13 protein-coding genes and 1 pseudogene are annotated in these 20,364 nt (G+C 70.8%); 5 read left to right on the forward strand and 9 right to left on the reverse strand.

Features of this window, described 5'->3' with window-relative positions; all coding sequences use genetic code 11:
- Positions 1 to 14: 14 nt before the first annotated feature.
- The 5 genes from C2L58_RS31345 to C2L58_RS31365 are packed head-to-tail and all read right to left on the reverse strand — an operon-like array spanning position 15 to position 8,307.
- Positions 15 to 2,960, reverse strand: a complete 2,946-nt coding sequence (locus tag C2L58_RS31345) for a non-ribosomal peptide synthetase (RefSeq protein ID WP_103341282.1) — start codon at positions 2,958 to 2,960, stop codon at positions 15 to 17.
- Positions 2,957 to 4,171, reverse strand: a complete 1,215-nt coding sequence (locus C2L58_RS31350) for an ATP-grasp domain-containing protein (RefSeq protein ID WP_103341283.1) — start codon at positions 4,169 to 4,171, stop codon at positions 2,957 to 2,959. Before C2L58_RS31350 ends, C2L58_RS31345 begins: the two co-directional genes overlap by 4 nt.
- Entirely contained in the window at positions 4,172 to 6,769 is a 2,598-nt protein-coding gene (locus C2L58_RS31355; RefSeq protein ID WP_103341284.1) for a non-ribosomal peptide synthetase, read from the reverse strand.
- Positions 6,770 to 6,782: 13 nt separating this feature from the next.
- Positions 6,783 to 7,607 (reverse strand): SDR family oxidoreductase, encoded by an 825-nt coding sequence (locus C2L58_RS31360; protein WP_103341285.1) that lies wholly within the window; start codon positions 7,605 to 7,607, stop codon positions 6,783 to 6,785.
- Positions 7,591 to 8,307, reverse strand: a complete 717-nt coding sequence (locus C2L58_RS31365) for a thioesterase II family protein (RefSeq protein ID WP_103341286.1) — start codon at positions 8,305 to 8,307, stop codon at positions 7,591 to 7,593. Before C2L58_RS31365 ends, C2L58_RS31360 begins: the two co-directional genes overlap by 17 nt.
- 691 nt (positions 8,308 to 8,998) lie before the next feature.
- On the opposite strand from C2L58_RS31365, the pseudogene C2L58_RS31370 reads away from it, so the two are divergent.
- Positions 8,999 to 9,332 (forward strand): annotated as a pseudogene (locus tag C2L58_RS31370) (IS701 family transposase); the annotation flags it as partial.
- Positions 9,333 to 9,521: 189 nt separating this feature from the next.
- Here the strand turns inward: C2L58_RS31370 and C2L58_RS31375 are convergent.
- Both C2L58_RS31375 and C2L58_RS31380 read right to left on the reverse strand, forming a co-directional pair.
- Complete coding sequence (locus C2L58_RS31375; protein ID WP_103341287.1) at positions 9,522 to 9,980, reverse strand: hypothetical protein; 459 nt, start codon at positions 9,978 to 9,980, stop codon at positions 9,522 to 9,524.
- Positions 9,977 to 11,155 (reverse strand): toll/interleukin-1 receptor domain-containing protein, encoded by a 1,179-nt coding sequence (locus tag C2L58_RS31380; protein ID WP_103341288.1) that lies wholly within the window; start codon positions 11,153 to 11,155, stop codon positions 9,977 to 9,979. The genes C2L58_RS31375 and C2L58_RS31380 overlap by 4 nt, the downstream gene beginning before the upstream one ends.
- 149 nt (positions 11,156 to 11,304) lie before the next feature.
- Here C2L58_RS31380 and C2L58_RS31385 point away from each other — a divergent pair, with 149 nt between their 5' ends.
- Genes C2L58_RS31385 through C2L58_RS31395 form a run of 3 tightly spaced genes read left to right on the forward strand, consistent with a single transcriptional unit; the run spans position 11,305 to position 14,777 of the window.
- A complete protein-coding gene (locus C2L58_RS31385) occupies positions 11,305 to 12,495 on the forward strand; it encodes a CHAT domain-containing protein (RefSeq protein WP_103341289.1) in 1,191 nt (396 codons plus the stop codon).
- A 27-nt stretch (positions 12,496 to 12,522) separates the two neighbouring features.
- Positions 12,523 to 13,995, forward strand: coding sequence for a protein kinase domain-containing protein (locus tag C2L58_RS31390; RefSeq protein ID WP_103341290.1), 1,473 nt, complete (start codon positions 12,523 to 12,525; stop codon positions 13,993 to 13,995).
- Positions 13,992 to 14,777 carry a serine/threonine-protein kinase gene (locus tag C2L58_RS31395; protein WP_233226043.1) on the forward strand — a complete coding sequence of 262 codons (786 nt, stop codon included), beginning with the start codon at positions 13,992 to 13,994 and terminating at the stop codon, positions 14,775 to 14,777. Before C2L58_RS31390 ends, C2L58_RS31395 begins: the two co-directional genes overlap by 4 nt.
- Here C2L58_RS31395 and C2L58_RS31400 read toward each other — a convergent pair.
- Both C2L58_RS31400 and C2L58_RS31405 read right to left on the reverse strand, forming a co-directional pair.
- The gene (locus C2L58_RS31400; RefSeq protein WP_103341291.1) at positions 14,752 to 14,961 is read right to left on the reverse strand and encodes a DUF397 domain-containing protein; all 210 of its coding nucleotides are present in this window, start codon (positions 14,959 to 14,961) and stop codon (positions 14,752 to 14,754) included. The genes C2L58_RS31395 and C2L58_RS31400 overlap by 26 nt on opposite strands.
- The gene (locus C2L58_RS31405) at positions 14,954 to 17,404 is read right to left on the reverse strand and encodes an ATP-binding protein (protein ID WP_146073717.1); all 2,451 of its coding nucleotides are present in this window, start codon (positions 17,402 to 17,404) and stop codon (positions 14,954 to 14,956) included. Before C2L58_RS31405 ends, C2L58_RS31400 begins: the two co-directional genes overlap by 8 nt.
- A 396-nt stretch (positions 17,405 to 17,800) precedes the next feature.
- Between C2L58_RS31405 and C2L58_RS31410 the strand changes: the two genes are divergently transcribed.
- Positions 17,801 to 20,221: a hypothetical protein gene (locus tag C2L58_RS31410; protein WP_146073718.1), complete on the forward strand. Its 2,421-nt coding sequence runs from the start codon at positions 17,801 to 17,803 to the stop codon at positions 20,219 to 20,221.
- Positions 20,222 to 20,364: the final 143 nt, after the last annotated feature.

Genomic DNA, 20,364 nt, shown 5'->3' on the forward strand with positions numbered 1-20,364 from the left:
TGGTCCTCGGTTCCTCAGAGGTCGAACTCGGGGGCGGGCGGGGCGGCGGCGGGCGGCGGCGCGCTGGGCAGCACGGCGGCGCCGGGCGCGGCGAGGAGCCGGTCGACCGTCTCCAGCAGCCGGGTCCGCAACGCGGCGGCGGTGCCCGGTTCGAAGCGTTCGGTGGCGTACTCCCACTCCCCGCGCAGGTCGCCGTCGTCCTCGTACACCTGCAGGTTGAGGTCGAACATCGTCTGGCCGGGGAACAGCGGCCGGAGCGCGGCGCGGCGGCCGAGGAACTCGACGTCGAGCAGGCCCGCGCCCTGCAGGGCGAACATCGTGGCGGGTACCGGGCCGTCCGGCGCGGGACCGCGGGCGGACGCTTCCCGGACGAGGCGGGCGACTTCGGCGGTGAACGCGTCGAACGAGCCGCCGGGGCGGGTGCGCAGGCCGAGGGTCTGCGCGAACATGCCTACTGTCCCTTCGCCGCCGGCGCCGGCCGCCGGCACGGCGACGACGTGGTCACGGGCCCCGGTGACGGTGGTCAGGAACACGCTGTAGGCGGCGAACAGCGGCGCGAAGAGCGTGGTCGAGCACCGCGCGGCGCAGGCCCGCAGCGCGGCCGTGCGCTCCGCTCCGAAGTGGACGTCGAGGGTGGCGCCCGCGTAGGTGCGCACCGCCGGGTCGCCGTACGCCGGCAGCACGAAGTCCGGCAACGGCTCCGCGTGCACCGCACGCCAGTAGGCGGTGTCGGGCGGCGGTACGGCGATGTCCGCGTACTGGTGCGCGGGCGCGGGCAGGGACTCCCCGCGGTAGAGCGCGTCGAGCTCGCGGACGACCTGCCCGAGGGACGTGCCGTCGACCACGAGGTGGTGGAAGTCGAGCACCAGCACCCGGTCGTCGTGCAGCCAGGCGCGCAGCAACGGCGCCGCGGTCAGGTCGAACGGCCGGATCAGCCGGTCGGGTACCGGCGCCCCGGTCCGGCGTTCGAGCACCACGTCGACGTGGTCGGCGACCACCTGCAGCGGCTCGTCCGCCAGGACGAAAGCGGTGCGCAGCGCGTCGTGGCGGGCGACCAGCGCGCGCAGCGCGTCCTGCATCCGCCCGTGGTCGACACCAGCCGTCTCCAGCACGACCGGCACGTTGTAGCGCACCGTGCCCGGATCCCGTTGCTGCGCGGCGTACAGCGGCCGTTGCTGCGGGGTCAGCGGGTGCCGCGAGCCGGTGGCGCGGGCGGCCACGGCCGGCGCCGGCCCGCCGGTGAGCCGGGCGACGGCCTCGATGGTGGGGTTCCCGAGCAGGTCCCCTGTGGACAGCGCGCAGCCGAACGCGGCGCGCGCGCGGGCGGCGAGGGTCGCCGCGGTGAGCGAATCCACGCCGAGGTCGAACAGCGAGTCCAGCACGCCCACCGCGGGCACGCCGAGCACGTCCCGCCAGATTTCGGCGAGCCGCTGTTCGGCGGCGTCGCGCGGCGGCACGAACTCCGCGGGCAGACCCGCGAAGTCCGCCGGATCCGGCAGCGCGGCGCGGTCCACCTTGCCGTGCGGGGTCAGCGGCAGCGCGTCCAGTTCGAGCACGTGCCCGGGCACGAGGTGGGCGGGCAGCCGCGCCGCGAGCGCCGTGCGCAGCGCCGCCGGGTCGAGGAAGCCGTCGCCGGTCACGTACGCCACGAGGTACTTCTCCCCCGGCGTTTCGCGGTCACGGGCGACCACGACGGCGCCGGTCACGCCCTCTTCGGCGCGCAGCGCGGCTTCGACTTCGCCCGGCTCGATGCGGAACCCGCGGACCTTCACCTGCTCGTCGCGGCGGCCGAGGAACTCCAGCACCCCGTCGGGGCGGCGGCGGGCGAAATCGCCCGTGCGGTACATCCGGCCGCCGGGGCGGAACGGGTCGTCGAGGAACGCCGCCGCGGTGAGGTCCGGGCGGCCGAGGTAGCCCAGCGCCACGCCGTCGCCGCCGACGTACAGCTCCCCCGGCTCGCCGTCGGCGACCGGGCGCCGCTCGTCGTCCAGCACGTACGCGCTGGAGTTGGCCAGCGGGCGGCCGATCGGGAGCGGGCCGGCCGTGTCGGCCGGGCTGATCGGGTGGGTGGTGGAGAAGGTGGTGTTCTCCGTCGGGCCGTACCCGTTGCTCACGCGCAGGCCCGGGCACGCGCGCAGCACCGCAGCCACGTGCTCGCCGGCCACCACGTCGCCGCCGACCAGCAGGTCGCGCAGCGGCGCGAACAGGCTGGGATCGGCGGTGGCGAGCCGGCTGAACAGCGCGGAGGTCAGCCACATCGTGGTGATCGCGTGCGCGCGGAGCTGGGCGCCGAGCCGGTCGGCGTCGAGGAGGTCGCCCGCCGGCAGGACGACCGTGCCGCCGTTGAGCAGCGCGCCCCACAGCTCGAACGTGGTGGCGTCGAAGGACACCGCGCCGGTCTGCAGGATCCGCGGCGCGGTGAGGTCGGCGAAGTCGGTGCCGCACACCAGCCGCGCGATGTTGCGGTGGCTGACGAGCACGCCCTTGGGGCGTCCGGTGCTGCCGGAGGTGTACATGACGTAGGCGGGCCCGGTGGCCGGGATCGACGGCGGCAGCGGGGCCGATCCGGCGAGCGGGCTCCCGTCGACGACCAGCACGGCCCCGCTGTCGGCGAGCAACTGCGCCACGCGGGCGGTGGGCTCCGCCGGGTCGATCGGCAGGTACGCGGCGCCCGTGCGCAGCACGGCGAGGTTGGCGACGACCCAGTCGACGCCGCGCCCCAGACGCACGGCGACGAGGTCACCGGGGCCGGCGCCGTGCGCGGCGAGCGCACCCGCCAGTGAGGCGGAGCGCTGCGCGAGCTCGGCGTAGGTCAACGTGGTCGCGCCGCTCGTGACGGCGGGCGCCGCGGGCGTGGCCGCGGCCTGCCGCAGGAACAACGTGGCGACGTCCGCATCGGACGGGTACGGCCGCACCGGGCCGAAGGCCGCCGCCTGGGGCGCCAGGGCTTCGGCGCTCATCGGGAACTCCCCTCGAAGACCGGCCGGAACACCTCGGCGATGCGCCGGGCGGTCCGGGCCAGCGTGTCGTGATCGGGCGCGGTGCCGTGCACCACGCCGAGGTGGGCCTGCGTGCCGGCGCTCCGCTCGACGCGGTCGCCGGGCCGGGCCCGCAGGTCGACCTTCCGCACCCCCGGCAACGCGGCCAGCTCGTCCGCCCCGTCGGCGCGGTCCAGCACACCGTCTTCGCCGGGGGTCAGGAAGTACTGGTAGGTCACGCCGGTCCAGCTCGGCGCGGGCCACCGCGGCTCCAGCCCGAGCGCCACCTGCAGCGCGACGCGCACGAGGTCGATCCCGTTGGCCTGCTTCAGGATGCCGGGCACGTAGCCGCCGAGACGGCCGTTGACCTCGATGACGCGCGGCCCCTCGGGGGTCAGCTTGAGCTCGGTGTGCGTGAGGCCGTGGCGCAGGCCCAGCGCCGCCGTCGCGGCCGCGTCGAGCGAGAGCACTGCCTCGGTGTCCGCTTCGGACAGTGTCGCGGGCAGCAGCATGCCGGTCTCGCGGAAGCCGTCCAGCGGGAACTTGCCGGTCACGCACACCTGCCGCGAACCGGCCGGCGTGTGCACGGACTCCACCGAGACGTAGTCGCCCCAGTCCGCCCCGGCCACGCTCGGATCGCCGGTCAGCAGCTGTTCCAGCAGGTGGTCGGCCGCGGATCCACCCGGCAGGGCGGCGCGCAGCTCCTCGACGGTGTCGACGCGCACGGTCCCCGCGCTGCCCGCGCCGCGGCGCGGTTTCAGCACCGCGGGCAGCCCCGTCGCCGCCACGGCCGCGTCGACGTCGTCGATCCCGGCGAACCGGACCGGCGAGACCGCCGCCAGTGCCCGGCGCTGGGCGAGCTTGTCCGTGAGCAGCACGACCGTCTCCGGCGAGTGCCCCGGCAGGCCGAGCGCGGCCGCGTACTCCGCGGTCTCCACCAGCCGGTACTCGCTGAAGGTGACCACCCCGTCCGGGACGAGCGCCTCGACGGCCTTCAGCCGTCCGTCGGAGTCGAGCCCGGCCAGGTCGGTGAACCCGGCGAACCGCCGGATCCCGTCGGCCGCGGCCGCGACGTGCGGCCGGGAGCTGTCGCCGACGAACTCGACCTCGCACGCGCGTCCCGCGGCGGAGCGGATCTCCAGCGGGGTCGCCGAGCCCAGGTCGTAGACGACGACCACCCGTTTCCCGCCCACTCAGCCCTCCGTCCGGGTCGCGAGCAACGCGGTCAGCTCGGCCGGCGTCGAGTTGACGTACAGCTCGCGCAACGCGACCGGCGGCAGGCCGGCCCGGGTCAGCGCCCCGGACAGCTTCACCGCGAGCAGCGAGTTGCCGCCCGTTTCGAAGAAGTCGTCGTCGGCCGCCGCGGAACCACCCAGCACCTCGCACCAAACCGCGAGCACCTCACCCAGCAGCCCGCCTTCGCGCGGGACGTCGGCCGGGCCCGGCTCGGCGACGGCGGGGGTGAGCCGCGCGACGTCCGCTTTCCCGTTCACGGTCAGGGGAATCTCGTCGAGGACGGTGAACGTGGACGGCACCATGTGCTCCGGCAGGAAGCGCGTGGCCCGGCGGCGGACCTCGTCCGGCCGGGCCGTTCCGGTGAAGTAGGCGTCCAGCCGCGCGGCCGCCGCGTCACCGCCGCCGTCGTGCAGCACCACCAGTGCCGTCGCGACGCCGGGGTCGCCGAGCAGCACGGACTGGATTTCGCCCGGCTCGATCCGGAAACCGCGCAGCTTGACCTGGCTGTCGATCCGGCCGAGGTGGTCCAGCCGGCCGTCGGGCCGCAGCACGCCGAGATCGCCACTGCGGTACACGCGTCCGCCGTCGACCGGATCGAGGACGAACCGGTCCGCGGTCAGGTCCGGCAGGTTGAGGTAGTGGCTCGCCACGCCCGCGCCGCCGACGTGGATCTCCCCCGGCACGCCGAGCGGCCGCGGCCACCCGTGCTCGTCGCGCACGGACACCGACCACCCCGGCAGCGCGCGGCCGACCGAGCGCGACCGCGTCTCGATCTCCGCCGGTGTCACGGTCTGCGCGGTCACGTGGACCGTGGTTTCGGTGATGCCGAACATGTTCACGACCCGGCACCGCGTGTGGGAGTACCGGCGGAACCACGGTTCGAGCAGCTGCACGTCGAGCGGCTCCCCGCCGAACACCACCAGCCGCACCGCGAGGTCCTCCGCGTGCGCCAGGGCGACGTCGCGCAGTGCCGCGAACGCCGACGGGGTCTGGTTCAGCACGGTCACCCGGCGTTCGGCCAGGAGCGCGCGGAACTCCTCCGGCGAGCGGGACACCCAGTACGGCACCACGACCAGGTGCGCGCCGCTGAGCAGGCTGCCCCAGATTTCCCACACGGAGAAGTCGAACGCGCTGGAGTGAAACAGCGTCCAGACGTCCGTCGGGCGCAGCCGCAGATCGGCCGTGGTGGCGTCGAGCAGAGCGGCGATGTTGCGGTGCGGCACCGCAACACCCTTCGGCCGCCCGGTGGACCCGGAGGTGTAGATGACGTAGGCGACGTCGTCGGGGCTGACGGCGACGTCTTCGCCGGGCTCGCCGTCGAGGTCACCGGGCCGGACCAGCCGCACCCCCTCCGCCGCCGGGAAGTCGGCCGCGGTCGTGACGACCACGCGGATGCCCGCGTCCTCGACGGTGTAGGCCAGGCGCTCGGCCGGGTACGCCGGGTCCATCGGCACGTACGCCGCGCCCGCGCGCAGCACGCCGAGCAGCGTCACGACCAGCTCGGCCGTGCGGTCCAGGCACACCCCGACGCGGTCGCCGGGTTCGACCCCCGCCGCGCGCAGCCCGGCGGCGACGGCCGCCGACCGGGCGGAGAGTTCGCGGTAGGTCAGCTCGGTGCCCTCGTCCGACAGCGCCGGCGCCCCGGGAGCGCAGCGGGCCACCGCGGCGAACGCCTCGGGGATGGTGCGGTCCGCGGTCGCACCCGGGGTGCTCCCGAGCGCGACCAGGGTGGCCGCCTCGGCGTCGTCCACGAGCTCGGCACCCGGGTCCGCGACGCGGCGGGCGAGGTGCCGGGCCAGCTGGGCCGCGACCGCGGGATCGGCGAACCCTTCGTCGTAGTGGATTTCGCCGCTGCCGCCGCGCCACGTCACGGTGATCGGGAACGGCGGTGCGAGGTGCGGGAGGTACCCCGCGCCGAAGCCCGGCCGGACCAAGCCGATCGCGGCACCGCCCGGCGGGTCGAGGACGTCGGCGGCGGCGGGCCCGGTGGTCAGCGTCGCGAACGGCGTGGTGTCGCCGTATTCGTCCAGGACCGACCGCAGGGCACGGGCCACGGCGTCGCCGTCGGCGGCGGGCGCGGTGAACCCCACCGTGCCGTGGCGGCCCGCGCGGCGGGTGTCGGCCAGGCCCCACGCCGGCGGGCGGAACTTCGGCGGGGTGGCGGGACCGGCGCCGAGGCCGCGGACTTCCGGTACGACGCCGGCGCCGGTCAGCGCGTCGGCGAACGTGGCGAGCGCTTGGCCGTCGAACACCGCGCGGTGCGCGACGACGACGAGGTCGGCGGCGCCGCCCGCGTAGCGCAGCACGAGCACGCGGGCCGGTGTGCGGACGCCGTCGACCGGACGGCGGCTTTCCCGCGCCCGGCGGTGCGCGGCCAGCGGATCGGCGGCGGCCACGGGGACTTCTTCTTCCCACAGCCGGATTCCCGGCGGCAGCGCGAGCGCCGCCAGCCGCGTGGCGGGGTCTGCGGCCGTGGGCAGGGGCCGGACGAGGCTGTGCGAGGCCGCGGCCGGCGCGACGTCGGCGAAGAACCTGGTGTCGATGGTGGCGGTCATGCCGGAACTCCCCCTACTTCGCCGCGAAGCCGCTGTCGACGGTGATGACCGTGCCGGTGACCCGCCGCGAGTCGTCCCCCGCGAGCCACACGGCGGCGCCGGCGACGTCCGCCGGGTCCACGAGTGCGTTGGTGGGTACCGATTCGAGGTACACGGCTTCCTGCTCGGCGTAGGTGATGCCGAGGGCGTCCGCGACCACGGCCGTCATCTGGCCCTCCATCTGCGGGTCGTCCCGGACGGGCCCCGGGCACAGCGCGTTGACGCGCACCCCGGAGGGCGCGTAGTCGAGAGCGGCGGCCTTGGTGAGGCCGACGACGCCGTGCTTGGACGCGACGTACCCGGCGAAGTGCCGGTAGCCGACGAGCCCGGCGGTCGAGGCGACGTTGATGATGCTCCCGCTGCCCCGGCGGACCATGTCCGGGGCGAACGCCTTGATCGCGCGCCACGGCCCGGACAGGTTCACGTCGAGCAGCACCTGCCATTCGGCTTCGGTGAACCCGTCCGAGGCTTTGCCCGCGGGGGCACCGATGCCCGCGTTGCTGATCAGGGCGTCGACCTGGCCGAACCGGTCGAGCGCGTCGGCGGCGACCTCCTGCAGCCGGGCCAGGTCCCGGACGTCGGCGAGCCGGGTGAGCACCGCGGCGCCGTTCTTGCGGCACAGCTCGGCGGTCGTCTCCAGCTGGTCGGCGTTGCCGAGGCGGTAGGGCACGTCGGCGGCCTCGCCGTCGACGTCCAGGAGCACCAGATCAGCGCCCTCTTCGGCGGCGCGCACGGCGCAGGCGCGCCCGATCCCCCGGGCGGCGCCGGTGACGACGACGGTCTTATCGGGCAAGCGCATCGGGCACGTCCTTGAGCGTCTCGGTGATGAGGTCGAGCACGAAGCGGGCGGCGTCGGCGATGTACATGTGGTCGCCGGGAACGTCGATGATTTCGAAGCGACCGGTGGTCGCGTCGGCCCAGCGTGCGGCCTCGTCGTGGGAGACGACCCGGTCCTGACCGGCGCAGACCGCGGTGATCGGGACATCGAGCCGGTGCCGGCTGCGCGGTGCGTAGTCTTCGTACATCCGGAAGTCGGCCCGGATCGCGGGCAGCAGCAGCTCGCGCATTTCGGGGATGTCGAACGCCGGGTGCCAGTAGCCGGTGAGGTCGCGGACCAGCTCGAGGAAATCGTCATCGCTCAGCGCGGCACTGCCCTGCCACGGTGGCGAACCCGTCCACGGGCCGCGCGAAGCGCTGGTGAACAGGTGGACCACGGTGGCACCGGCGGCGGTCATCCGCTGCGTGAGCTCGAAGGCGATGACGGCACCGAGGCAGTGCCCGAACACCGCGACCGGGCCGCCCGAGGCGATCTCCATCGCCTTCGGCAGCAAGCCATCGGCTGCGGCGTGCAGGTCCGTGTACGGCGCTTCGTCCACCAGCCGTTCACGCCCCGGCAGTTGCAGCGGCTTGACGTCCACGCCTTCGGCAGGCAGCTTGCGCCACGGCTGGTAGAAGCTCGCGCCCGCCCCGGCGAAGGGCAGGCAGATCAACGGGACCATGTGTGCTCCGGCGGTGACTCGTGATCGACGATTGTTCGCGGGCACGCCGAACACCGCACCGTCCCGAAGGGCGGCACAGGAACAACAGGGTGATTCCCCCAGTGCCCGCGCGGCTCACACCCCATTTCGGAGGCGCGCGGCCCCGACGACATTAAGGTACGTTTTCAATCCTGCCAAGTACCGTGATTCAGGTCACTTTTGATTGTTACATTACCAAGAGGACCGATTTGGCGGTAGCTTGACCGCGCAAGTTCGGTCACCACTCTTTCGGTGCAATCCGAAAGTAGGGCCTCATTGGCAGGTTGACAAGCAACGCCGAGGGTACCCAAGCGGGAAGTTGATAACGAATTAGACCGGCTTGTAGAATTCACCACTGCACCCAAAACTGAAAGTGGCTTTTCACAGGCGACCGTACATCGTGGTGAAGAACGCCGCGCTACGGGCATCTTGACACCGACGAGGCAGAACTCGCAGCCGCAGTAACCACTTCGAGCACGGCAGCGGCTTCCCAGGACCACGGGTGGGACCGGTAACGCTCGGGTCAGCCAGACGACCGTCGCGATCCACCGGCTCGGCCAGGCCGGAAACCCACCGGTGCGTTCGGGCAGTTCGGGAGCACCCGGGTGGCGGCAATGACCGGCCGCACCGCCGGGACTTCGCACAGCCCCTTCGCGACCGCGATGCCGACGACGTGCTGGAGCAGTTGGATCGGGTGCGTGAGCGGATCGCGGGCCGGTTCACGCGATCAGGGCGCGCGAGTATGTGTCCGGGCTGGTGGCGGGCCTGGAGCAGAAGAACGGTTGGACGCCGGCCGAGCAGGCGGGCGAGATGCAGCGACTGGTGCGCTGGGCGGACAGAAACATCTACGGAGTCCGTGACGATCTTCGCGATTACGTGATCGAGCATCTCGGCGATCCGGATGGTGTGTTGATCGTGGACGACACCGGATTCCTGAAGAAGGGCACTGCCGGATCGGCACGTTCCTGGCCTATGCCGGTGCTCGCGGGCATGCGCTGATCGACCGGGGGTCCGCCGCTGAAATTTACGCGTAACAAGCTCACGCCGCGGACGATGCCGGACGGTTCCCTGTGGCCGGGAGAGATGCTGCCGGGGTTCATCTGCCCGCGGTTGAAGGCTGTGCTGACGGACCAGGATGCGGCCAGCGTGCTGGCGTAACGTGACCGGCATCGTCGACGCACCGATGTCCACTCGGATCAACCACGGCACGCTGCCCGATCCCGACGACGGCGGTCAAGTCCGTGGCCACGCCGGACGACTCGAACCGCACCCGGTGCGCGACGCCCAAGTTGGACAGCCGGGACGCATAATGCGGATCTTGCGCCGGCGTCGTCCGGGGTCAGGTCGACGGCCGCCCGGGTGGTGGCCAGCGCTCGCTCGAAATCGTGCCGATCGTCGGTCAACCGGAACACCGTCGCCAAGGCCGACCCCAGGTTCGACAGGTGTCCCGCCAGATCCGGATGACCGCTCACCAGGTCCGCGTCGCGCAGGAAGGAACACAACCCGATGACGGCGAACAGGTCCAACCCGTCGCTCGGCTCGTCGTCCAGGGTCGTCAGGTACCTCGTCCAGTGCCACTCGGCGATGGCGAGCACGTCAGCCGGGGAGCCGCCGCCCGCTGTCCCCCACCGAGCGGCGGCGTCCTCGGCGGTCACCGGCCGAGGCCCCGGCCGGGCCGGTCCTCCAGCTGCTCGAGCAGTTCTTCCATGCCTTCCGGGGTGAAACCCTCGATGGTCAAATGTTTTCCGACCCCCGGGAGAAAGTCACCGGGCAGCGCGTTCGGCGGGCTCCCGGGCAGCTCGACCGCCAGGATCTTCTTCGTCCAGATCTCCGGATGCCGGTGGAGCAGGCCGGTCAACCGGCGGTGATCGATGGCCACGCCGAGCTGGTCGCCTTCCGGCAGGTCACCGGCGGCCGCGGCCAGGTAGTACGGGGAAACGACCACGAGCACGACATCGGCGCGCATGATCTGGGCAGTGATCCATTTGTCCCAGTCGGGGCTGGACTGCAGGTGCCTGCGGTCGAAGTGCACGACCATCCCCCTTTTCGCGAGGAAACCGCACAGTTCGCGCACAACGCCTTCGTGTTCTTCCGATTCCGGAGCATGGGAGACGAAAACCCGAAGCGCCGAGCCGTCGTCCGATACGGGCGCGGGAGCCGACGGCGCACCATTCGAGCCGGGCACGGGCAATCGCACCTCGAAGGGGCTCGACATACTCGCCGGTAATAGCCGTTGGGCACGGTCGAGGGGAATTTCGTATCGTCCCGAAGCGATGACCGGCACCTTCGCGCACCGCTCCGGCAGCTCGAGCACCAGGTAAGCGGTGTGCGACCCGGTAGGCACTCCGCCGGTGTGCGACCACCGCACCTCGGTACCGCCGATCCCGGAACAGCTCAGTTCGGGGCGCAGCGGCGGCAGCGGGACGTTCGCTGCCGGGGAACCCGCGGGCCAGTGGCCGACGTCGTGCGTCGTTCGCGGAGTGAAGTACAGCTGTTCGCTGAGCTGATAGGACTCGTACCCGGCCGGAGCTGTCACAACGCGGGGAAGGGCGTCCCGAACAATGCACCCATTCAGGTGAAATTCGAACCCGACCTCGGCCCACAGCGGTGGCGGGACATCCGGCGCGACGTCGAAATCGTAGGTCAGGCGCACCAGGTAGACCGCGCTCCCGGCCAGGTCTGATGGCGCGGGGAGATGGTGAATCTGCCAGCTCCGCAGCTTGATGTGGCCGATGGCGAGCCCATTGGGCGACATCTCCGTCGCCTTGCTGGCATCGACGAGCCAGAGGGGAATGTCACCGTAAAAATCCGTTTCGGGTTGCGAATCCACCAACTTACCCCTGTCGATGACGTCATACGGAGGCGGAGTGTACTCTCAGCGCGGAGATCGCAGGTGATCCGCTTCAACTGATATCGAACGGGTTCGACTTGGTGGCATCCGACTCAGCGGACGGTCGTTCGCGCGAAGCCGACCGACGGATGGCATTGGCCAGGGAGTGGGAAGAACTGGTCGATCGTGTCCGTGAACTCGACGGTTTCGAGGACTTCCTCCGCCCGCCGCCGCTCGACTCGCTGCTCGGGGCGGCGGCGAACGGACCGGTTGTCGTCGTCAACGTGAGCCGATGGCGCTGTGACGCCCTGATCGTGCGCAGCGACGGCGTCGAGCCGATCGGCCTTCCCGAGCTGACCGCCGACGAGGTCGCCTCCCGCACGGCCACCTACCTGGCCGCACTGCGCGACGGCGTCGACTTCGCGCCTGGGATGAGTTTCACGGCCGCACTCGAGGCACGTGCGCGTGCCAGGAGTGCTCGCGAAGCCGTGCTGCGCTCGACTGTCGAGTGGTTGTGGGACGCGGTGGCCGACCCGGTGCTCACCGCGCTCGGCATCACCGACGCCCCCGCCCGGCCGACACAACGGCTGTGGTGGTGCCCGACGGGCCTGTTGACGCTCCTCCCCCTGCACGGTGCCGGTCACCACCACGCCGGGGACGGCCGGACGGTGGTCGACCGCGTCGTTTCCTCCTACACGCCGACCCTGCGCGTGCTCAGCCGACTCGTCGGCGAGCGGGACGCCGGGCCGGCGGCTCCGCTGCTGTTCGTGGGCGTGCCGGACTCGCCGGGCATGCTGTCGCTCACCCAGGACGTAGAGCGGGAACGGGACTTCCTGCGCAGCACCTTCCCCGGTGGCGTCACGGTCGTCGAGGGTCCGGCCGCCACCGTCGCCGCCGTTCGGGAGCAGATGCTCGGCCATCGGTGCGTGCACCTGAGCTGTCACGGGTACCAGGACCTGAACGACCCGTCCGCGGCCGGGTTCGTGCTCACGGACGGGACCCTGACGATCGTGCGGCTGAGCGCCGTCCAGTACGAGGGCGACTTCGCATTCCTGTCGGCGTGCCGGACAGCGGCCGGCGGCGTCCACTTGCCGGACGAAGTGATCACCCTTGCGGCAGCGCTGAACTACAGCGGGTACCGGCACGTAGTGGCCACGCTCTGGTCGGTCGACCCGGCGGTGGCCGCCGACATGACCACGGCCTTCTACCCTCACCTGATGGACGGCGATGTGTTCGTGCCTGCCCGTTCGGCGGTGGCCCTGCACGCGAAGACGCGGGAGATGCGCGATGCCGGAATCCTGCTGGACGACTGGCTGCCGTTCACCCACACCGGCCCTTGAGCCGTGCTGCCGGCGGAGAGAGGGTTCATGGGACGGAAGCTGCGCGGTCGACAGCAGGAATGGTCGCTGGGGGACCTGATCGGCCGAGGCGGGTACGGCGAGGTCTTCGAGGCCCGGTCGGCGGCCGGCGAGCGGGCAGCGGCGAAGTTCATCCTCCGGCAACCCGGTGCGGACCGCGAGCTCCTGTTCGACTTGCCGCAGGTCAGGCACGTGGTCCCGATCGTCGACCGCGCCGAGACGCCCACGCACTTCGTGATCGTGATGCCGAGGGCGGAGAAATCGCTGCTGCAGCACATCGACGAGAGACCGGGGCCCTTCGCCGTCGACGAAGCCGTGGCGATCCTGGCCGACATCGCCGAGACCCTGGCCGATCTCGACGGCCGGGTCGTCCACCGGGACCTGAAGCCCGCCAACGTCCTCCGGCTCGACGGCCACTGGTGCCTGTCGGACTTCGGGATCGCGAAGTACGTCGAGGACACTACCGCCCCCGAGACGCGCAAGTATGAGATGTCACCGCCGTACGCGGCTCCCGAGCGGTGGCGCGGGGACGACGTGACGAGCGCGGCCGACGTGTACGCGTTCGGCGTGATCGCCCATGAACTGCTGTCCGGCAGGAAGCCCTTCGCAGGAGTCGGACACGAGCTGCGCGCGCAGCACCTGGGAACCACTCCCGCACCCCTGCACGGGGTTCCGCCGCTGCTCGCCGCGTTGGTCGAGGAGTGCCTCTACAAACAGGAGGACGCGCGTCCGCACCCGAAGAGCCTGCTCGCCCGCCTCACCGGCAGCACCACGCGAGCGCCGTCGGCCGGGCTCGCCAGGCTCCGGGAGGCCGCGCGGGAGGAGGCCGTCCGGCGCGGCGAGGGAGCACGCGAGCGGTCGGAGCAGCGGTCCGAGGACGAGCGGCGGGGACGCCTCTTCGAAGCGGCGGAACTGAACCTCGCGCGGATCGCCACCACGGTCAAGGACACCTTGGCCGGCGCGGCGCCCTCGGCAGTCGTGGACTCCGGCGGCACGGGCTGGACCATCCGGCTCAACCAGGCGGAGCTTTCGCTCGACGAGATCAGCGGGGCATCGGCGGGCTGCTGGGGCGCCTCGGAACGGCCGCCCTTCGACGTCATCGCCCATACGCGCCTCACCGTCGCCATGCCGCCCGACCGGTTCCGCTACGCGGGCCGAAGTCACTCGCTCTGGTACTGCAACGCGCAGGACGAAGAAAAATATCAGTGGTTCGAAACGGCGTTCATGGTTTCGCCACTGCGGCCGTTCCGGGCCGCCGTACACCCGTTCGCTCTCGCCCCCGGTTCCGACGCCGCCGAGGCCATCGCGAACGGACTCACCGACAGCCAGCTCGCCTGGCCGTTCACTCCCCTCGTCGTCGGCCGGCTCGACGACTTCCTCGACCGGTGGGCCGGTTACCTCGCCGAAGCTTCGACCGGCGGACTCGCTCATCCCGGCCGCATGCCCGAGAGGCCGGTCGACGGCAGCTGGAGGACGACGTGACGACGGGCATGCGAGTGCGGTGCACCAGGAGGTCCTGGATTCTGGGTGCGCCCATCGGCGAGGGTGGGTTCGGGCGCGTCTTCGAGGCGCGGTCCGAGCCCGGTGACGAGCCGGCCGCGGTGAAACTCGTGCCGAAGGACCCCGGCGCCGAACGGGAGCTGCTGTTCACCGACCTGCCCGGGGTCCGGAACGTCGTGCCCGTCATCGACGACGGTGAGACCGAGACCGACTGGGCCTTGGTCATGCCCCGAGCCGAGAAGTCGCTCCGGGACCACATCGAGGCGCACGGCGGGCCGTTCGACCTCTCGGCGAGCGCGGCCGTGCTGACCGACATCGCCACGGCGCTCGCGGACCTCGACGGCGGCGTCGTGCACCGAGACGTCAAGCCCGAGAACGTCCTGTTGCTGGACGGCTGCTGGTGCCTGTCCGACTTCGGCATCGCCCGGTACGCGGAAGCCACGACGGGATCCAACACGCGCAAGGACAAGTGGTCGTCACCGTACGCCGCGCCGGAACGCTGGACGCTCGAGAGGGCGACGAGCGCGTGCGACATCTACTCGCTCGGAGTCCTCGGCTACGAGCTCATGGTGGGCGAACGGCCGTTCACCGGTCTCAAGAACCAACTGCGCGAACAGCACCTGAAGAAGCGGCCGTCGTTCCCGGCGAGCGCGCCGGCGGCGCTCGTGGAACTGGTGGAGGAATGCCTCTACAAGGCTCCTGGCGCCCGGCCCACCGCCGACGACCTGCTCGAGCGGCTCAACGCGATCGCGGAACGGGAGTGACGTGCGGGCCTTCGCCCGCGGCTCGCAGGAACGCGCTCCACTGAGGACGGGAGAAGCACAACGAGCGGCGTCTGCTCTTGCTGTCGCGCACGAACACCGCGCCCTGCGTGAACTTGATTTCGACACAGTCGTTGCCAGAGGTGGAGCTGGACGCCGAAGATTTGATCCAGCCGTGCTCATGCATCGTCAAGGCCCCGTGATCTGCCGATGGTGGGTGAAGCGCGGTGCCGATCGATTCGGGCGCGCAAGGCCACGGCGGCGGCTCCGGTGAAGGAAGCCGCCAGCCTGCCCACCTCCCCCCGAACCTCTTGGGCTTCTTCGGCTCTGCCGGTGCGTTCCAGAGCGCTCGCGAGGTGGTCGAGGGTGATGGCGAGCTCCCACGATTCACCGCGATCGGAGTGGATCCGAACGGCTTCCCGGTGGAATCCGACGGCGTCGTCGTGGCGCCTCAGCGTCTGGTACGCCAGCCCGGCCGCATCGTAGGCGCGGGCTTCGCCGAAGGAGTTGCCACTCCGGCGGGCGAGCGCGGCCGCGCGCTGGACCGTCTCCAGGGCGTCCTCAGGCGCGTCCTGCGCGATCTGGAGCTCTCCCAGTTTCACGAGGCACCCGCTCTCCAGGAGCAGGGACCGCTGGGCACGCGCTATCGTCAAGGCGCGGCGGATGCTCACTTCAGCTTTGTCCGCTTGGGCCATCTCCCGTTGCACGGCGCACAGTTCCATGAGAGCCCTCGCCTCGAGGGTTTCGTCTCCCGCGTCCCGGAACACGGCCAGGGCGCGGACGAGGTGGTGTTCGGCGCCGGAAGCGTCGTCAAGCTGGTACAGGGTCACCCCGAGGCTGACCAAGATCAAAGCAGTCAACGTCGGACTGCCGGCTTCCTCTGCGAACGCCATGCCGCCGGCCAACGTGCGATGCGCTTCGGCCAGCCGGTGTTCGGTCAGGTAGGTCAGGCCCAGGTTGTGCGTCGAACGGGCCGCGCCGAGCAGGTCGGAAAGCTCGCGGAAGGTCTCGGTCGCCGCATTGAAGCACGCCACGGCCCGGGCGCTCTTCCGCTGCTTCCGGTACTTGATGCCGAGCCGGTCGAGCAGCACGGCGGCGCCGTAGTCGTCGCCCGCCCGTCTCGCAGCCTCCAGAGCGGTCTCTTCGGTGCTCAACCACGTTTCGACGGGATCGTGGTTGTCGTAGATTCCCGCCAAGGTGGCCGGCAGCTGCCAGGCGATCCGGTCGTGGCCGGTGCGGACGGCGGTGATCGTGGCCGTGATCAGGTTGCCGCGTTCGGTGTCGTACCAGTCCAGCGCCTGGTCGTAGCCGGCGAAACGAAGAGTCTCAGGTCCCTCGGGTGCCGGTTCGAGGCGTATCGGCATCCGGTGCGTCCCCGGGGCGATGATCTCGCGCGCGGCGTCGGCAGTGTGCAGGTACCAGGAGAGCATCCGCCGAGTGGCTTCACGTTGCTGCTCCGCCGGCTCGTCGCGACGTGCTTGGCCGAGGGCGTAGGCGCGCAGCAGGTCGTGGAACTGGTACCGATCGGCGGTCATCTGGTCGATCAGGTGCGTCGCCACGAGTGGGTCGAGCAGGGAACGGGCCCGGCCCGGGTTCACCCCGGCCAGCGCGGCCGCGGCCGGCAGGCTGAATTCCGCGCCGGGGTGCAATCCGAGCAGGCGGAACATGCGCGCGACTTCGGGGGTGAGGCCGCGGTAGGACCAGGCGAAGACCGCACGGACGGCATCCGTCTCGTCGTCGTCCGTTGTGGACAGCGCATCCCACAGCCTGGACTCGTCCCGGAGATCGGCGATGAGATCCGCCGTCGACATCCACGGCCGGGTAACCGCGCGTTCGGCCGCTATCCGCAGCGCGAGCGGCAGACCGGCACACAACCGGGCCAGCTCGGCGAGGTCGGCCAGGTCACCCGCGTCGCGGTGTTCGGCCATCACGGTCCGGAGCAGGAAGGTGGCCTCGGCCATGGGCAGCACGTCCACGTGCACCGATCGGGCGCCCTCGTGCACGGACAGTCCCGGCAGCCGCTTCCGGCTGGTGACCAGCACCAGGCAGTTCGAAACTCCCGGGAGCAATGGCCGTACCTGTCCGGACGAGAGTGCGTTGTCCAGCAGGATGAGAAATTGCTTGCCCGCCACGAGTGACCGGAACAATGCCGCCCGACCGGAGAGGTCTTTCGGCATCGTGTTCGGGTGCACGTCGAAACTGCGGAGGAAATGAGCAAGCGCAGTTTCCGGCGACACCGGCGGCCCAGGGTCGTACCCGCGCAGGTTCACATAGAGCTGACCATCAGGAAAATCATCACCGACGCGGTGAGACCAAAACACGGCGAGAGATGTCTTCCCGACCCCGGCCGAACCGGTGATGGTGCAGATCGCTGCGGCTTTCCGGTTCTTCCGATCACGGTGGAGGTCGTCCAGCAGGCCGAGTTCGGCTCGCCGGTTCACGAAATGGCGGTCGACTGCCGGGAGCTGGCCGGGTCGATGGCTGACGACGTGCCGACTTCGGTGGAAGTGCACTCCACCGTTGATTTCCCGGGCCTGCACGACTCCATGGGCCGAGCCGGCCATTTCCGAATGAGTGTTTCCCACGCCGGAACTGTCGGCGTCTTCCGATCGTTCTTGCGACAACGGCATTCACCGCCCAAATCGCTTTCTGATCGAAATTAGCTGACGCACGTGTTGCCTGTCAAGCAGCCGTTCGGCGATCTCCTCGAGTCTTCGCGCAATGGCGCTCGTGCAGGCCGACGTCCTCGTCCGGCGTCCGGTTTCTGCGACCACCTCACCGAGCGCCGCTGCTCCAGGGGGACCAGCGCCTCCGACGGCTGCTCGGTCTGCACCGTCCTCGCAGCTGCGGCTGATCCCCCGGTTGGCGAACTCGCCGAGCAACGCGACGCCTGCCGATGCGCCCGATGTACCGCCGACGCCGTCTCGGCGACTTCAGGAGGACCGTCCAGCGACTGGTCCGTTCGAGCTTTGAACCCGTAGCCAGCGCTCACTCTGCGTGCTCACGCCAAGTGGCACACTGGAGCAGTGCACGAGCTGATAGCCGAGGCAAGAGCTCAGTGGAAGGCTTACCTGGCCGCCCCCGCCGGTCAAGATGCCGAGGAGCTGGCCCGAACCCGGTTGCTCCTCGACGAGATCGTGTCGATCACGCCACTCGATCACGAAGAGCTGGGTTTCGACCGGTTCACCGATCCGGGATGGTTCACGACGCTGGGCTCGGTAGCCCTCGAGCGCCACGAACGGAATCCCGGCCGTCGCACCATCCGCCTCGCCACCGACGCCTTCCGCGAGTCGGTCCGGACCACGCAAGCAGGCACAGCCGAGCATGCGGGGGCTTGGTCGAACCTGGCCATCGCTCTGCGAACGGAGTACTACGTCACAAACCTCCGTTCGACGCTCGACGATGCCGTCGACGCTCACACGCAGGCTCTCGCTGTTCCTGCCGCAGGCATCGTTCGGGCGACGCGGGCGGTGAAGTTCGCGGCCACCCTCCTCGCGCGGCACGAAGAGTTCGGGGACACGGGCGACCTCGACGAAGCCGCCAGGATCGGGCAGTCCGCCATCGCCTGGCTTCCGCCGGGCAGCCCAGGACGCCCCGACGCTCTTTCCGACCTCTCGACCGTCTTCTACCGACGGTACGAACGAGGCCACGGCCAAGAAGATCTTGAACAAGCAGAAGAAACCGCCCGCCTTGCGGTTGCCGAAGGTGAAGCCGGCCACCCGGCCCGCGGCAATCACCTGTTCAACCTCGCCAATGCCCTGCACCTTCGCTACCTGGCCCAAGGAGACAGCAAGCTGCTCGACGAGGCGATCACCGTGCTCACGGCCGGCGTGCCCCTTCTGCACGGCGATCCCGTGGCGACGGGCAGCTACGGAGATCTTCTCCGTGAGCGGTACGAGCTGACCGGCGACCCACAGGACTCGGCTTCGGCGATCAACGCGCTGCGCGAGGCACTCGCCCAAGCCAACGCGATCGGACGCCCCTCGCTGACCCTCATGCTCGAGTCGAACCTGGCTTCTGCTCACCGCGCACGATTCGAACGGGAAGGGGACGCCGAAGACCTGGCAGCGACGCTGCGTCACGGCCGCCAAGTCATCGCGAACTCACCGCCCGGGCACCCGGACCTCGCGGCCAACCTGTCAAATCTGTCGAACTACCTGCGCATCCGGTTCCAGGTGGGTGGCGACATTCGCGACCTCACCGAAGCGATCACCACAGCGGAAAAGGCCCTTGACGAGTGCAGGGAAGGTGACGGGCGGAAGGCACGGTTCATCACCAACCTGTCGGCAGCGCTCGCGCTGCGCTACGAGCACGCCGGGAACCGCGGTGACCTCGACAAGGCCGTCGTGCTGATGCGCCGCGCGGTCAGTGACACCCCGAAGGGGGACGCGAGACTGTCCTTGCGGGGTTCTGCGCTGGCCAACATGCTGTTCCGCCGCTTCGAGCTTCACCGCGAGCCCGAAGATCTCAGCGAGGCCGCGGACCTGGCCGCAGCGGCGGTGTCGCGGACACCGCGCGGTTCGTCCACCGCACCCGGCCGACTGATGACCCTGGCCGCCATCCTCGCCGCTCACCACCAACGGACTGGCGCCGTGGAGCAGCTGAACCTCGCCATCGAGGCGGCGCGAGACGCCCTTTCAGCGGGCGGCGCCGGCCACCGGGACGCGCAGTTGATGCGTTCGAACCTGTCCGAGTGGCTGCGGCAACGTTTCACCATCACCGGAGCCCGTGACGACATCGACGAAGCCGTGCAGCTGCTGCTGACGGCCGTCGGGGACACACCGACCGGACATCCGGACCGCGCGATCTTCCTGTCGAACCTCGGGATGTGCCTGCGGGACCGTGGAGAACCAGGTGATCTGGTGGCCGCGGTCCAACGGCACCGCCTGGCGGCCGACGCCTCCTCCTCGGTTGACAAGGCCACGACCCTGCTGCAGCTCGGGCGCTGTCTGCACGATCTCGCAGAGATGACGGGGTCCGATGACGTCCGGGCAGAAGCAGTGGAAGCGATGCAGATGGCCGCCGAGGTCGGACCGGCACGCCCTCGCACTCGCATCATCGCGGCACACACTGCCGCCGTGACGTTGGCCGACGACGACGATTGGGCAGGCGCGAGCGAGTCGTACCGGCGTTCCCTGGATCTCCTGCCGATGCTCGCATGGATCGGCTTGAGCCGAGCCGGCCGCGAAGAGCAGCTGGGCGAATGGTCCGGTCTGGCCGGTGAAGCCGCGGCGTCCGCCATCGCCGAGCGCCGACCGGAGGCTGCCTTGGCTGCCGCCGAGCACGGACGAGCCGTGCTGTGGGGCCAGCTCATGGCGCTGCGGCCGGACTTCACAGCCTTGGCGGCCGAGTCTCGCGAACTCGCCGAACGTTTGCGTGCCGTGAGTGAGCAACTCGAAGCCGAGTCGGCCGCGGGTCTCGGAACCAGCCTCGATCTCCCGGGTTAGCGCCTCCTGCCGCGACGGCGCCGGATCGACCGGCAATGTCCGAGATCGCCCAGCCGACCGCCGACAACGGCAGCCACGCCGCCCGACCTGCTCGACTTCACCATCAAAAGAGCCCGGCCGTGCACCCACCCAGCGACAGGCTG

The sequence above is a fragment of the Amycolatopsis sp. CA-126428 genome, assembly GCF_002904335.1.
Taxonomy (GTDB): domain Bacteria; phylum Actinomycetota; class Actinomycetes; order Mycobacteriales; family Pseudonocardiaceae; genus Amycolatopsis.